Origin of the sequence: Sphingopyxis sp. Geo25, assembly GCF_949769135.1 — a bacterium.
Lineage (GTDB): Bacteria > Pseudomonadota > Alphaproteobacteria > Sphingomonadales > Sphingomonadaceae > Sphingopyxis.
In genome coordinates this window covers 25,710-40,004 of the sequence record NZ_CATKOZ010000001.1, presented here as the reverse complement: position 1 = coordinate 40,004, position 14,295 = coordinate 25,710, and the positions used below count along the sequence as shown (strand labels likewise).

Below are 14,295 nucleotides of genomic sequence, written 5' to 3'. Positions count from 1 at the left end.
TACGATGTTCGATGCCCTCGGCCACGGGCGCGTCCGGCGCGGCCTGAGGCCGTTCCCGGTCACGATGGCGATTTTCCTGCTCGGCAATGCCGGCCTCGCCGCGTCGGGCGGGGCCGGCTGGCTGATCGTCGCGATCGCCGCCGCCAATATCGCGCTCGCCGGCGTGGCGGTCGGCCGGCGGCTCGCAGTCCGCGACCTTCCCGGCAGCGACCGCGCCCTGCGCCGGATCGAGCATCTCGCCTCGCACGATACGCTCACCGACCTGTCGAACCGCGCGCATTTTACCGATGCGCTCGATGACGCGATCGACGCGGGCGAGCCGTTCGCGCTGCTCGCGCTCGACCTCGACCGCTTCAAGGCGGTGAACGACATCTTCGGGCACGGCGCGGGCGACGCGATATTGTGCCGCGTCGCCGACATGCTTCGCGCCGCGGTTCGCGGCACCGATATCGTCGCGCGGGTCGGCGGCGACGAATTCCTGATCATCCAGGCCGGCATCTCCGGCCCCGATGATGCACGCAAGCTGGCGAACCGTATTCTGGACACGGTGTCGATCGAGATGGACCGCACGCGCGACCCGATGGCGGTGGGTGTGAGCATCGGCGTCGCGCTGTTCCCGCGCGACGGCGCCGATGCCGGGACGATCCGGCGCAACGCCGACATCGCGCTTTACCGCGCGAAAGCCGACGGGCGTGGCGGCGCCGCGCTTTTCGACCGGCAGATGGACAGGGTCGCCCGCGAACGCCGCACGCTCGACCACGACCTGCGGCTTGCGGTCGCGCGCAACGAGCTTTACCTCGAATTCCAGCCGCTTGTCGCCGCCGCCGTCGGCTTGGTGGTCGGTTACGAAGCGCTGCTTCGCTGGCGCCATCCCGGGCTCGGCGAGATCGCGCCCGAGGCCTTCCTTTCCGTTGCCGAAGAAACCGGGGCGATCGTCCCGATCGGCGAATGGATGCTGCGCCAGGCCTGCACGACCGCCGCGACCTGGCCGGACACGCTCGCGGTCGCAGTCAAGATATCGGCGGTGCAGCTCCGCATACCCAATTTCGTCGCGGTCGTCCGCGACGCCCTCGACCGGTCGGGACTCGACGGCCATCGGCTCGAACTGGAGATTCCCGAGGCCGCGCTTCTGCGCAACCGTCAACGCGCGCTGCAGACGCTCCACGAAATCCGCGCGTCGGGTGTACGCATCGCGATGGACGAATTCGGCACCGGCCCTTCTTCGCTCGGCAATCTGAAAGCCTTCCCCTTCGACAAGATCAGGATCGACCGCAGCTTCGTGGCCGCGATGCGCCATGATGCGGCCGCATCCTCGATTGTCCGCGCGATCGTCGGGCTCGGGCGCAGCTTCAACGTGCCGATCGTCGCCGAAGGGGTCGAGACCGACGAGCAACGGCGGATACTGCTTGACGCCGGTTGCCCGCAGGCCCAGGGCTATTTCTTCGGTCGTCCCGGCAAGAATCCCTTCGGCAGCACCGCGCAGCGTGACCTGAGCCCGGACCCCTGAATTCAGCCTTAGCCCCTATCAGAACAGGAGAACCCACCCGATGGCGAAGCGATGCCTGCTGCGTGACGAAAAGGGCGCAACCGCTATCGAATATGGCCTGATCGCCGCGCTGATCTCGGTAGCGTGCATCGTCGCCTTCCAGTCGCTGGGTCTCAATCTCGAAACCATCTTCCTGACGATCGCGAACGCGCTGCGCTGATGAAAGCGCAGATCGCTGCACCAGCCAGCTTGAAATTGTTGTGACTGTTTCCGGGAAAAACTGGATGCCCCGTGACGATTATAACTTTAGTCTCACGGACAGTCATATCGCCTCTAACAACCTGTTATTATATATAAATTTTCCGGCGTTCATATCCTCAAGCGCGGGATCAACGTCGGCGGCGCCCGATGACCGGTCTTTCCGGTAGCAAGATCAGTGCCCGGCCGCCGCTCGAGCCCAGCGGATCAGCGAGGCGCGGTCCATCGCGCCGGATTGCCGCGCGACCTCGCGCCCGCCGGCGACGAGCACAAGCGTCGGGATCGAGCGTATCGCATAACGATGGGCGAGCGACGGTTGGGCCTCGGTGTCGATCTTCACGAGACGAATTTCCGGCTCGAGATCGCGGGCCGCCGCCGCGAAGGTCGGGGCCATCGCCTTGCAGGGCCCGCACCATTCGGCCCAGAAATCGACGAGTACGGGCAAGGTGCCGATGCGGATCAACCGGTCGAAGCGCGGCGCATCGAGTGCAAGCGGCTCGCCCTGGAATAGCGCCGCCCCGCACTTACCGCAGCGCGGCCCGTCGGCCAGCCGCGCGTGCGGCACACGGTTACCGGCATCGCAGTTCGGACAGATGAGGATTTCAGGGTCAGCCATGCCAGATTCCTCCCGGAGCATTGCCCATCGGCCTCCTGTCGGGAAGGTGGGCTGGCCGGACGAGTACTAGAGCCGCTAGAGGGTGCCGTCCTCGTCGGCAGGCGAGTGAAATTCATGCCATAGCCCGTTCAATATACCCACGCCGACCGCGAGGCCGAGACCGAGGACCCAGGTGAAATACCACATCGCTTATCCTCCGGTCAGTAAAAGTCGGGGTTGGTGCGCACCTCTTCGAGGGTGATGCGGCCAAACAGGATCTTCAGCACCCACGCCGTATAGGCGAGCACGATCGGCAGGAAGATCAGCGTCACGACCAGCATGATCCACAAGGTGAGGTGGCTCGATGAGGCGTTCCAGACGGTCAGGCTTGAGTGCGGGTCGATCGAGCTGGGCAGAATGAATGGGAACATCGACAGGCCGACGGTCGAAATGATCCCGAAAACCGCCGTCGCCGAACCGGCAAACAACATCGCCTGCCGCCGTCGCGCAATCGCGAGGTATGCGAGCGCGGGGCCGACGAAGCCGAAGATCGGCGCGAGCAGCATCCAGGGCTGCCGTTCATAATTGTCGAGCCAGGCGCCCGGCGCGGATGCCGCGGTCGTCCACCGCGGGTTCGACGGTCCGGCCGCGTCGATGGCGCCTTCGAGCCGGTATCCGATCGAGGTCGTCGCGACCATCATGCCGCCGATTGCGAAGAGGACAAGTACAAGCAGCGCAGCGAACTTGCCCAAGCGCCGGGCGCGTTCCATCACCGCGCCGTCCTCGACCTTGAGCGCAAGCCAGCCGGCGCCGTGCAATACGATCATCGCGACCGAGAGCAGCCCGGTGAGCAAGGTGAAGGGAGTGAAGAGCCCGAGCAGCGATCCCTCGTAGAAAGCCCGTAAATCGCTGTCGAGACGAAAGGGTGCGCCGATGAGGACGTTGCCCACCGCGACCCCGAACACGAGCGCCGGGACGATGCCGCCGATGAACAATGCCCAGTCCCAGCGGCTACGCCACGCGGCGTCGTCGTGCTTCGACCGATATTTGAAAGCGACGGGCCGTAGGATAAGCGCGGCCAGCACGAGGAATATCGCGAGATAGAAGCCCGAAAAACTGATCGCATAGACGAAGGGCCACGCAGCGAAGATCGCGCCGCCGCCGAGGATCAGCCAGACTTGATGGCCTTCCCAGGTCGGCGCGATGCTGTTGATCGCAAGACGGCGTTCCTCGTCGGTTCTCGCGACAAAGGGCAGCAGCGCCGCGACGCCGAGATCGTAACCGTCGGTGAGTGCGAAGCCGATCAGCAGGACGCCGAGCAAGAGCCACCAAATCAGGCGTAGGGTTTCGTAGTCGATGGGTATCGCCATGATCGTGCCTCCTTATTCGGCGGGAAGCGGGGCATAGCCCGCGCCGGGTTTGGCTGCGGTTTCTGGTGCGCCGCCCGCGAGGCGGTTCGGCTCGGGCCCCTTGCGGATACTCGCCAGCATCAACCGCATTTCGATAACGGCGAGGCCGCCGTAGAGCAGGGTGAAGGCGATGATCGTCGTCCAGAGTTGCGCCACCGTCAGGCTCGATGCGCCTAGGAATGTCGGCAGCACGCCCTCGATCGCCCAAGGTTGACGGCCATATTCGGCGAGCACCCAGCCCATTTCGATCGCGATCCACGGAAGCGGTATGATCAGAACGGCAAGGCGCAGGAACCATTTGACGTCGAAACGCCGCACGGTCGCGAAATAGAAGGCTAACGCGAAGAAGCCGATGAAGAAGAATCCGAGCCCGGCCATCAGCCGGAACAGCCAGAAGGTGACGGGAACATTGGGAACAGTGTCCCAAGCGGCCCGCATCACCTGGTCGCGGCTCGCTGTCTGCGGGTCGGCGACGTAACGCTTGAGCAGCATCCCGTAGCCAAGATCGCCGCGATGTTCCTCGAACAGCGCGCGGGCCGCGGCATCGGTGCGATCGGCCTTCAGCCGCTCAAGCGCACCATAGGCGATCTTGCCGCTTTCGATACGCTCCTGCGCATGGAGGACCAGTTCGTTGATCCCCTGCACTTCGCCGGTGAGGCTGCGCGTCGAGATGAGCCCGAGCACGTAAGGCAATTTGATCTCATAATAGGTCGTGCGATCCTTGACTGACGGAAAGCCGACCAGCGTCAAGCCCGCGGGCGCCTTTTCGGTGTGCCACATGGCTTCGATCGCAGCGAGCTTCATCTTCTGGTTGTCGGTCAGCGCATAGCCCGACTCGTCGCCTAGCACGACGACCGACAGCGAAGACGCGAGGCCGAAAGCCGCTGCCACCGTCAGCGATCTTTTTGCCAGCGGCGTGAAGCGGCCGCGCAGCAGGTACCAGGCCGAAATACCGAGCACGAAGACCGATGCCGTGACATAGCCAGCGCTTACCGTATGGACGAACTTGGCCTGCGCAACCGGATTGAACAGCACCGAATAGAAGTCGGCCACCTCCATGCGCATCGTCTCGGGATTGAACCGCGCGCCGACCGGATTCTGCATCCAGCCATTCGCGATCAGAATCCACAGCGCCGACAGGTTCGATCCCAGTGCGACGAGGAAGGTGACGAGCAGGTGGACCTGCCGCGATAATTTTTCCCACCCGAAGAACATCAGCCCGACAAAAGTCGCCTCGAGGAAGAAGGCCATCAGCCCCTCGATCGCAAGCGGCGCGCCGAAGATATCGCCGACATAGTGCGAATAATAGGACCAGTTCATCCCGAACTGGAATTCCATCGTCAGCCCCGTCGCGACGCCGAGGACAAAGTTGATCCCGAACAGCTTGCCCCAGAAACGCGTGATCGTGCGCCAGATTTCGCGCCCGGTGATGACATAGATGCTCTCCATGATGACAAGCATGAAGGCGAGCCCCAGGGTGAGCGGGACGAAGAGGAAATGATAAAGTGCCGTCAAGGCGAATTGCAGGCGGGAAAGCTCGACTACGGCCAGATCCATTGCGTCACTCCTGAACGGCGACTCGGACGGCGCACCGCTCTTGCCGGCGCGTCATTTAATGAATATAAGAATGTGTGAATATAAGCAAAATGTCAATCGGTCAGAATGTCTCACCTGAAAGCGTTCGGGCGTGCTCCGGAGCGGTTGTCGCGTGGCTTGGCGATACGGCGGCCGCGATAATCTTCGCCCTGGCGCTGACGCGGTTGCTCGCGCCGATCGTCACGGAAACAGGGCGAGACGATGCAGCGATCTGGATTCTTCTGCTCGTCGCAGCAGCAACGCTGCGGGGACTGGCGCAAGCGGGGGCGATGACGACCGGGTTGCGGCACGGCATGGCGATCGCCGACGCGGCGCGTGCGCGCCTCGCTCCGGCGCTGATCGCAAGCGCCGCCGGGCGCGGGCGGCTCGCCGGCGAGGATGCCGAACTTATCGTCGCGGGTGTGGACCGGATCGAACTTTATGTCGGGCGCTTCCTCCCGCTTCGCCGGGCGGCCATGCTCTCGCCGTTGCTGGTGGCGCTGGCGGCCTTCCCTGCCAGCTGGGTCGCGGCGGCGATCCTGCTCGCGACGCTCATCCCCTTCGCCATCGGCATGGCTCTTGCGGGCGGTGCTGCTCACCGTGCGAGCGAAGACCAGCTTGGCGCGCTGTCGCGGCTCGGCGGGCTGTTCGTCGATCGCGTACGCACGCTGCCGCTGATCCTCTCCTGCGGCGCTGAGGATCGCGTGACGCGGCATATCGGCGTGGCGGCACAGGATCTTGCCACCCGCACACTCGGCGTACTGCGCGTCGCCTTCGTTTCCAGTGCGATTCTCGAATTCTTCAGCGCGCTCGCGGTCGCGCTCGTCGCGGTCTATTGCGGCTTTTCGCTGCTCGGCCTGCTCCCGTTCGCGGCGCCGGAACGCCTCGATTTCGCGCGCGCCTTTTTCGTCCTTGCACTTGCGCCCGAATTCTATGTCGGAATGCGCCGGCTCGCGGCCGCTTATCACGAAAAGCAGCAGGGCGTGGCGGCGATGGCGGCCATCGCCATGCGACTGGAGAGCTTGCCGCCCGCCCCCACGTCTATCGATACACCGAAACATGCCGCACGGCTCGCGCTCTCCAGCCTCGTCGTTCGGCATCCGGAAGGCGCCGCGATCGGTCCGGTGACCGCCGGATGGGACGGTCCCGGCCTGCATCTGATCATGGGGCCGAGCGGATCGGGGAAGACCAGCCTGCTGCGCGCGCTGATCGGCCAGGTGGCGATCGAGACGGGGGAGATGCGAATGGACGAGGTCGCCCTCGATCCCGCCGCGATCGCGCCGCATTGCGGCTGGGCGGGTCAGCGGGCGCTGTTGTTGCCCGATACGCTGCGTCGCAATCTGTTGCTCGATCAATCGGGAACGAGCGAGCACGAGGCGTTGGCTTTGCTCGACACGCTCGGGCTGGATGCGCTGATCGCGGCGCGTGGCAGCGGGCTCGACTGGGCGATCGACGATCGCGGCAGCGGATTGTCGGGTGGCGAGCGGCGGCGCATCGGACTCGCGCGCGCGCTGCTCGCGCCGCGCCCGATCCTGCTGCTCGACGAGCCGACAGCCGATCTGGACGCCGAAAACGCCGATGGCGTCGTCGCGCTGCTCGAAGGCGCCGCCGAAACGCGGCTGCTGATCGTCGCGACGCACGACCCACGGCTCGCCGCGATCGCCGACAGCGTCGTGGAGCTGGCATGATCGACGACCTCGTTCACGCCGCGCGACGCGGACAGCGCCGCGCCATCTTGCTCGGCATGGCGTCAGCCGCGCTCGCGGCGCTGGCTGCCGTTGCCATGCTCGCGATGTCGGGGTGGTTCCTGACCGGCGCGGCGATCGCCGGGCTGGCCGGGGCCGCGGCGGTCAAGGCGTTCAACTATCTGGTCCCCAGCGCCGCGATCCGCGCGCTCGCGATCCTGCGCACGCTGTCGCGCTATGGCGAGCGGCTCTTCAGCCATCAGGCGATGTTGTTCGCACTCGCCGAGGTGCGCACACGCCTGTTTGCGCGCCTTGTCGCCGCACCGCCGTCCGCTGCGCTGATCCGCGCGCGCGGCGATGTCGCAGCGCGGCTGGGCGAGGATGTGCAGACGCTGGAAGAGGCCCTGCTCCGCACCACGCTCGTCCCGTCGGGAGTCGCGACGCTGACGGGCTCGTGCGCGCTCGTCCTGCTGGCCGGCATCGCTCCCGCTGTCATATTATTCGTTGCGGCGATCGGCAGCGCGCTCGTCGCGCGCACCATCGGCGCCCGCAGCATCGCCCCCGCGCTCGCGGCCGAAAGTGCCGCGCTTGGACGGCTCAAGCAGAGCTATGTCGGCATGGCATCGGGCGGCGACGACCTTATCGTCTATGGGCTCGGTTCCGACGTCCGCGCCGCACTCGCCGATGCCGGGACGCCGCTCCACACCGCGCGCGTCGCGCTGGCGCGGACGGACGCCGCCATCGGCGTCGTGCATTGGGCGCTGACCGGCGGCGCGGTCGCGGGCGTGATCGCGGCGTCGACCGCAAGTCCGCCGCTCGTTGCGCTCGCGGCGCTGGCCGCCGCGGCCGCGATGGAAATCGCCGGCGCCTTTATCCGGCTCGACCTCCAGCGCTGGAAGAGCCGCGGTGCGCGTGCGCGGCTCGACGCGATGTTTCCGGAACCGGGAACGCCGCGGGAGTATCCCGTGCCGAGCGACCGCAAGATCGAGATCACGCTCCACGGCGCGCGTCACTTGATCGAGCCCGGCTCACGCGTCGCCCTGACGGGCGCGTCGGGCAGCGGCAAGACGCGGATCCTCGAAACGCTCGCCGGCCTGCGCGACGACGCGCCCGAGCCGGTCGCGATCGGCGACGTCCCGGCCGCGCGGCTGCCACTCGCCACCCGCCGCATCCTGTTCGCGCTCGCCGCGCAGGACGCCGCGATGATCGCGGGGAGCGTTGCCGACAACCTTTCGCTCGCGCGGCCCGGGCTCGGCCGCGCCGCGATGGCGGAGGCGCTGTCGCTCGCTTGCGTCGACGATGTCGTCGCGGCGCTGCCCGGCGGGCTCGATTGCTGGCTCGGCGACGATGGCGCGCGGCTGTCGGGTGGCCAGCGAAAGCGCCTGTCGCTCGCACGGGCGCTGCTCGCGGGACGCCCCTGGCTCCTGCTGGACGAGCCGAGTGAGGGGCTCGATGCCCCCACCGAAGCGCGGCTGGCCGGCAATCTTGGCACATGGCTGGAAAGGACTGGTACCGGCCTGATCCTGGTCAGCCACCGACCGGCGATGCTCGGCCTCGTGAGCCGTCGCTTGCGGCTCTAGGGCAGGATCCTAGCGCAGGATACGCGCGAAATGGGCCGCGCTTGCGTCGCCACCGGCGGGCAGCGGCGCCGCGCGGTCGCCCAGGCGGTCGGCAAGCACGCGGATCGGTACCAGCGCCTCGGGCCGCAGCCGATAGAAGATCTGCTTAGCCTCGCGCCGCGTGTCGACGATATCGGCCTTGCGCAGCACGCCGAGTTGCTGGCTGAGCAGCGGCTGGCCGATACCGGTAGCGCTTTCGATCTGGCCGACCGCTAGCTCCTGCTCGCGGATCGCGAAGACGAGCTTCAGGCGTACCGGATGCGCGAGGACACGAAGCAATTCGACCAGGACGTCGTCTGTATCGGCACCGTCGGTCATGGCGCCCCGGCCTTGGTCGGCCGGTCCTTCGCGAGTTGATAGAACCAGCCGGTTGTGCCTTTCACCGCCAGTGCCTCCCTGGCGAGCAGCGCGGGGGGCAGCAGGATATCCTCGCCGGGCATCCAGTCGGCGGGCGTCATCGCCGCGCCGTCGTGGGTGCGCTGAAGCGCCGCGATAGTGCGCAGCAACTCGGCGACCGATCGCCCGACCGACAGCGGGTAGATGGTGAGTGCGCGGATCACGCCGTCGGGATCGATGAAAAAGGCGGCGCGGACCGATGCGGCGTTGTTCGACGCCGGATCGACCATACCGAATGCATGGGCGATCTCAAGCGAACTGTCCTCAACCACCGGGAAGGGAATCGCGACGCCCAGATCGTCGTGGATCGCGCGGATCCAGCCGAGGTGCGAAAAGAGGCTGTCGACCGAATGCGCGAGCAATTCGCAGCCGAGCGCGGCGAACCGATCGGCCGCGCGCGCGATCGCGACGAATTCGCTCGTACACACGGGCGTGAAATCGCCGGGGTGCGAGAAGAAGAGCAGCCACCTGCCGCGATAGTCGCTGAGCCGCAGCGTTCCGGCTGTGCTGCGAGCGACAAAATCGGGCGCCATGTCGCCGATGCGAAGCGGTCGGGGTTCGGGGCGAGAGGCGTTGCTGTCGGGCACGGGACATCCTTTGCCGACCTGATATATATATTTCACGATATCGTGTAAATGAATGCTCGAAATCAGCCCGGAATCGCGCCCGCACCCCGGTAGAGCATATAGGCGGCGACTGCGAGCACGAGTAGCGCGAAGATCGTGTCGAGCCGCCCGCTGTGCTCCGACAGGCGCTGCGCACCCTTCAGGCCGAGCCAGCTCCCAAGCGCGCCGCCGGCGATAAACAGCCCGGCCAGCTGCCAGTCGACGAGCCCCGACCAGGCATAGTTGGCGGCCGTCGTCAGCCCGAAGGCGGTGACCGCGACGAGCGAGGTGCCGACCGCATTGATCGTCGGCATGCCCGTTGCGGCAACGATGCCGGGCACGATCAGAAAGCCGCCGCCGATTCCGAAAAAGCCGCTGAACGCTCCGCTGCCAAGGCCGTAGCCGAGCAATCGCGGGGCGTTTTCGCGGCTGATTCGCACCATTGGATCGCCTGTCCGTCCGCGCCTGCGCAGCATCACCACCGCGATGACAATCATCAGCAGCGCGAAGAGAAGGAGCAACCTGTCGCCGTCGAAGCTTTTACCGAGTGTCGATCCCGCAAGCGCGCCGACGATACCGGCGCCGGCAAAAGTCAACCCGCACGGCCAGCGGACATGGCCGGCGCGCGCATGGTTGGCCAGACCGGCCGCGGCGTTGGCAGCCACGGCCAGCGCCGCGGTGCCGATCGCAACATGCGGTTGCGGCACGCCGACCAGATAGATCATCAGCGGCACTGCAAGAATCGACCCGCCGCCGCCGACCAGTCCAAGCGTGAAGCCGACGAGCACACCCGACAGCGCGCCGAGGGTCATCTGCGCGAGATCGAGCGTCGCGGGATCGGGCATCGCGCCAGCGCTCAGAGAATGTCGAGCGGCAGCTTGAGGTAGCGTGTGCCGTTACTCTCGGGCTCGGGCAGGCGACCGCCGCGCATGTTGACCTGTACCGACGGCAGGATCAGCTTCGGCATCGCCAGCGTCCTGTCGCGCGCCTCGCGCATCGCGACGAAGACGTCCTCGCTCACACCGTCATGGACGTGGACGTTCGCGCTGCGCTCGGCGGCAATCGTCGTTTCCCACGCATGATTGTCGCGTCCCGGCGCCTTGTAATCATGGCACAGGAAGACGCGTGTCTCGCCCGGAAGCGACAGCAAGCGGCGGATCGATCGATAGAGCGTGCGCGCGTCGCCGCCCGGAAAGTCGGCGCGCGCGGTGCCATAGTCGGGCATGAACAGGGTGTCGCCGGTGAACAGCGCATCTCCGATGATCCACGCCATGCATGCGGGCGTATGGCCCGGCGTGTGGAGTACGATGCCGTCGATTTCACCAACCCTGAAGGTGTCTCCGTCGGCCATCAGCCGGTCGAACTGCGATCCGTCGCGTGCAAAACGCTCGCCTTCGTTGAAGATCTCGCCGAACATCGTCTGCACGGTTCTGATATGCCGTCCGATCGCAATCCGGCCGCCCAGTTTTTCCTGCAAATAAGGCGCCGCCGACAGGTGATCGGCGTGGGCGTGGGTTTCGATCTGCCATTCGACGCTCAGCCCCTCGGCGCCGACATAGTCGACGATCGCATCGGCCGAGCCATGGCTCGTCCGGCCCGACGCCTGGTCGAAATCGAGCACAGAGTCGATGATCGCCGCCCTCCGCGTCGCAGGGTCGTGGACGACGTGCGTCGCCGTGAAGGTCGCGTCGTCGAAGAAAGTCCGGACGATGGGAGTGTGGCGGGCGCGCCGCGCGGTTTCGATCGTCGCGGCCGCCGTATCGCGGTGGAGGTCGGTCATCGGCAGTCCTTCGCTTTTCATTCGATCCCGCACAGGAGTCGCAGCCGCCATGCCGCGACCTGCACCGCCGCCCTCGCCTCGGCAAGGCGCGCAGTCGCCGCGATCGCCTCGCGCTCGGCGTCGAGCTCGGCGAGCGGCGGCCGGGCCCCCGAGCGCACTTCGAGCCGCGTGCCGCGCAGCGCCTCGCGCGCAGCTATATCGCCTTCGCGCGCAGCTTCCAGTCCGCGCTCGGCGCTTTCGAGGCCGCTCCACGCCTCGATCACCGCCTGCGTCACCTCGTCGCGCGCCTGCCGCAGCCGCGCCGCGCTTGCCGACTGCTGCGCCTCGGCCTCGCGCACACGCGCGCCGCCCGCGCCGCTGTCGAAAAAGGTCCAGCGGCCGCGCAGTCCGACGGTCATGCTGTCAGCGCGGTAATCGGGAAAGAATTGGTCGCGCACGCGCGCTCCCTCGGCAAAGACGCCGATCGTCGGGCGGTTCGAGGCCTTGGCCGCACGCACGCCGGCGTCGGCACCATCGACCGCCGCGCCGGCCTGGGCAAGCATCGCATTTGCAGCGATCGCCGCGTCGACGGCCTCGCCGAGCGATGCGGGAACTTCGGGGCGCGGCGGCAGCGCAGCGAGCACGCCGACAGTTTTGCCGGTCAACCGTTCCAACCGTGCCTCGGCTACCGCAAGCCGGCCCTGCGCCTGAACGAGGCCCGCCTGTCCTTCGGCGCGGCGCGCCCTCGCCTGCGCGACCTCGCTGCTCGCTGCGTCGCCGACATCGTAGCGCAGCGCGGCGTGGCGCACGATCTCGTCGAGCGCGGCGACCAGCGCGGCATAACTCGCGACCAGGTCGCGTGCCGTGATTACCTCGGCATAGCTCGACACCGTCGCGAGCGTCAGATTCTGCCGCGCCATGTCCGCGCCGATCTTTGCCGCGCGATGGCCCGCGACCGCCTGATCGAGGGCCGAGGCGATCCGTCCGCCGGCATAGAGCGGATATTCACCGACGAACTGGACCGCACTCGGCGTCACATCGTCGGCCGACAGGCCGAAATAGCCGCCGGGATCAAGCCGGCCATAACCGATGCTGCCTTCGATCCGCGCGGTCGGACCCGCCGCCGCGCGCGCCTGCGCAACCCTCGCCTCGGCGGCGCCGGCGTCGGCTTCGGCCGCGACGAGCTCGGGCGAATGCGCGCGCGTGTCGGCGATCGCCGTCGCCAGATCCTGCGCCCTCGCCCCGTGCGCCAGCGCGAAAGCTGCGAGATTCACCGCGATCAGGACAGTTGCGCGCTTCACCGAAAGGCGGCGCCCGCGCGCAGCCCGAGCCGCTTGAAGAGCATCGCGGCGGGGCAAAAGCCGGTAAAGCTTGCCTGGATCAGATTGAGCCCGGCAAAGGCGGCGAGCGCGATCCAGTATGGATGAACGAACCACGCGAGGCAAACCCCCAGCAGGACGACAAAACCGGCGAAGCGCAGCACGGCACGATCGAGATTCATCCCATTTTCCTTTCGTCAGAAGCGGAGCTTGCGGATTCCCAGCGCGTGCATCGCCAGCTTTTCGTAGAAGGGCTCGCTTTCGCCCTTGCGGACCTTGCGCAGGAAATATTTCTCGAAGCCGATCTTCGCGAGATGGACCCATTTGCCCGACGCCGACCAATTGAGGTTACGCGGCGGGATTTGCGGCTGCGCGACGAAGGCGACGCCGCCGTCGCCGAAATCGGCGAGGCAGACAGCGTTCCACGTCGCCTCGTGCAGCGGCGGCTGCCCCGCGAGTTCGAGCTTCAGATTCTCCGCGATCGCGGCGACCATCGATTCGATCATGAAGCCTGTCTTCGGCACTCCGACGGGCACCGGCGTAGGGCCGACCGGCGGTATCGCGACGCAGACGCCGAGCGAATAGATGTTGATGAAGGTCGGATTGCGCTGATGCTTGTCGGCGAGGATGAAACCCCGCGGGTTGGTCAGCCCGTCGATCCCGAACACCGCATCGACGCCGCGAAAGGCGGGCAGCAGCATGGCATAGCCGAAGGCCAGATCATGGCTCGCCTTGACGCTGCCGTCCGCTGCGACTTCCTCGACATGCGCCATGCCGGGCTCGAATTTCGCGACGCGCGCATTGGTGATCCATTTGATGTGGCGATCGCGCAGCTCGCTTTCGAGCAGGCCCTTGGTATCGCCGACGCCGTCGAGCCCGAGGTGGCCGATATAGGGCTCGGCGGTGACGAAGGTCATCGGCACCCGGTCGCGGATCTTGCGGCGCCTGAGCTCGGTGTCGAGGATCAGCGCGAATTCATAGGCCGGGCCATAGCAGGAAGCGCCCTGCGCCGCGCCGACGACGATCGGGCTGGGGTTCTCGCAGAAGCGGTCGAAGGCCTTGGCAGCGGCAGCGGCATGATCGGTCGTACAGATCGAGACGGTATTCGCCTCGGGACCGAAGCCTTCGATCTCGTCGAAGGCGAGCTTCGGCCCTGTTGCAATGACGAGATAGTCATAATCGACGAACGACCCGTCATTGAGTTCGATCCGGCTTTCGGCGGGGTGGACGCGCCTGGCGCCGACCGCGGTGAAACCGATGCCCTTGCGTTTCATGACGGGAGGCAGGTGGACGCGAATCGCCTCGGGCTCGCGCCAGCGCACCGCGACCCATGGGTTGGACGGCACAAACCAGTAATTTTCCTGGTCGCAGACGACCATGACTTCGGCCTTGTCCTTCACGGCATCGCGTATCTCATAGGACGCGATCGTCCCGCCGAGCCCGGCGCCCAAGACAACGATCTTCGGAAGCGACATTCGCTTTCTCCTTGCTCCGCAGGGCAGCACTCCCTCGGGTTCGACACCCAAGCGGCAGGCGGGACTATGCCTGCCAGTCTCGATTGACGTCCATATTAGATTTTCCTAATATGC

The 14,295-nt window shown here is 66.6% G+C and carries 15 protein-coding genes; 4 read left to right on the top strand and 11 right to left on the bottom strand.

What is annotated here, in order from left to right:
- Nucleotides 1–4: 4 nt before the first annotated feature.
- Nucleotides 5–1,507 (top strand): putative bifunctional diguanylate cyclase/phosphodiesterase, encoded by a 1,503-nt coding sequence (locus tag QOL68_RS00185; RefSeq protein WP_282945845.1) that lies wholly within the window; start codon nucleotides 5–7, stop codon nucleotides 1,505–1,507.
- 40 nt (nucleotides 1,508–1,547) lie between these two features.
- On the top strand, nucleotides 1,548–1,706 hold the full coding sequence (locus tag QOL68_RS00180) for a Flp family type IVb pilin (protein ID WP_082657512.1): 159 nt from the start codon (nucleotides 1,548–1,550) through the stop codon (nucleotides 1,704–1,706).
- A 213-nt stretch (nucleotides 1,707–1,919) separates the two neighbouring features.
- Here QOL68_RS00180 and trxC read toward each other — a convergent pair whose 3' ends face one another.
- The 4 genes from trxC to QOL68_RS00160 form a co-directional block, all read right to left on the bottom strand.
- On the bottom strand, nucleotides 1,920–2,360 hold the full coding sequence (gene trxC, locus QOL68_RS00175; protein ID WP_058456222.1) for a thioredoxin TrxC: 441 nt from the start codon (nucleotides 2,358–2,360) through the stop codon (nucleotides 1,920–1,922).
- Nucleotides 2,361–2,435: 75 nt separating this feature from the next.
- Nucleotides 2,436–2,546, bottom strand: coding sequence for a cytochrome bd-I oxidase subunit CydX (gene cydX / locus QOL68_RS00170; protein ID WP_282945839.1), 111 nt, complete (start codon nucleotides 2,544–2,546; stop codon nucleotides 2,436–2,438).
- A gap of 14 nt (nucleotides 2,547–2,560) precedes the next feature.
- A complete protein-coding gene (gene cydB / locus QOL68_RS00165; protein WP_204992324.1) occupies nucleotides 2,561–3,709 on the bottom strand; it encodes a cytochrome d ubiquinol oxidase subunit II in 1,149 nt (382 codons plus the stop codon).
- Nucleotides 3,710–3,721: 12 nt separating this feature from the next.
- Complete coding sequence (locus QOL68_RS00160; protein ID WP_282945836.1) at nucleotides 3,722–5,305, bottom strand: cytochrome ubiquinol oxidase subunit I; 1,584 nt, start codon at nucleotides 5,303–5,305, stop codon at nucleotides 3,722–3,724.
- Nucleotides 5,306–5,394: 89 nt separating this feature from the next.
- On the opposite strand from QOL68_RS00160, the gene QOL68_RS00155 reads away from it, so the two are divergent.
- Together QOL68_RS00155 and QOL68_RS00150 are read left to right on the top strand one after the other, a co-directional pair.
- Nucleotides 5,395–7,011, top strand: a complete 1,617-nt coding sequence (locus QOL68_RS00155) for an ABC transporter ATP-binding protein/permease (protein ID WP_282945834.1) — start codon at nucleotides 5,395–5,397, stop codon at nucleotides 7,009–7,011.
- Complete coding sequence (locus QOL68_RS00150; RefSeq protein WP_282945831.1) at nucleotides 7,008–8,588, top strand: amino acid ABC transporter ATP-binding/permease protein; 1,581 nt, start codon at nucleotides 7,008–7,010, stop codon at nucleotides 8,586–8,588. The genes QOL68_RS00155 and QOL68_RS00150 overlap by 4 nt, the downstream gene beginning before the upstream one ends.
- 9 nt (nucleotides 8,589–8,597) lie before the next feature.
- Here QOL68_RS00150 and QOL68_RS00145 read toward each other — a convergent pair whose 3' ends face one another.
- The 7 genes from QOL68_RS00145 to QOL68_RS00115 form a co-directional block, all read right to left on the bottom strand.
- Complete coding sequence (locus QOL68_RS00145; RefSeq protein ID WP_282945829.1) at nucleotides 8,598–8,945, bottom strand: metalloregulator ArsR/SmtB family transcription factor; 348 nt, start codon at nucleotides 8,943–8,945, stop codon at nucleotides 8,598–8,600.
- Complete coding sequence (locus QOL68_RS00140) at nucleotides 8,942–9,610, bottom strand: peroxiredoxin (protein ID WP_282945827.1); 669 nt, start codon at nucleotides 9,608–9,610, stop codon at nucleotides 8,942–8,944. The genes QOL68_RS00145 and QOL68_RS00140 overlap by 4 nt, the downstream gene beginning before the upstream one ends.
- Nucleotides 9,611–9,672: 62 nt before the next feature.
- On the bottom strand, nucleotides 9,673–10,473 hold the full coding sequence (locus QOL68_RS00135) for a sulfite exporter TauE/SafE family protein (protein WP_282945825.1): 801 nt from the start codon (nucleotides 10,471–10,473) through the stop codon (nucleotides 9,673–9,675).
- 11 nt (nucleotides 10,474–10,484) lie between these two features.
- Nucleotides 10,485–11,408, bottom strand: coding sequence for an MBL fold metallo-hydrolase (locus QOL68_RS00130; RefSeq protein WP_282945823.1), 924 nt, complete (start codon nucleotides 11,406–11,408; stop codon nucleotides 10,485–10,487).
- A gap of 17 nt (nucleotides 11,409–11,425) precedes the next feature.
- Nucleotides 11,426–12,688 carry a TolC family protein gene (locus QOL68_RS00125; protein WP_282945821.1) on the bottom strand — a complete coding sequence of 421 codons (1,263 nt, stop codon included), beginning with the start codon at nucleotides 12,686–12,688 and terminating at the stop codon, nucleotides 11,426–11,428.
- Nucleotides 12,685–12,888 carry a YgaP family membrane protein gene (locus QOL68_RS00120; RefSeq protein WP_137865763.1) on the bottom strand — a complete coding sequence of 68 codons (204 nt, stop codon included), beginning with the start codon at nucleotides 12,886–12,888 and terminating at the stop codon, nucleotides 12,685–12,687. Before QOL68_RS00120 ends, QOL68_RS00125 begins: the two co-directional genes overlap by 4 nt.
- Nucleotides 12,889–12,903: 15 nt before the next feature.
- A complete protein-coding gene (locus tag QOL68_RS00115) occupies nucleotides 12,904–14,181 on the bottom strand; it encodes an NAD(P)/FAD-dependent oxidoreductase (RefSeq protein ID WP_282945818.1) in 1,278 nt (425 codons plus the stop codon).
- Nucleotides 14,182–14,295 lie beyond the last annotated feature (114 nt).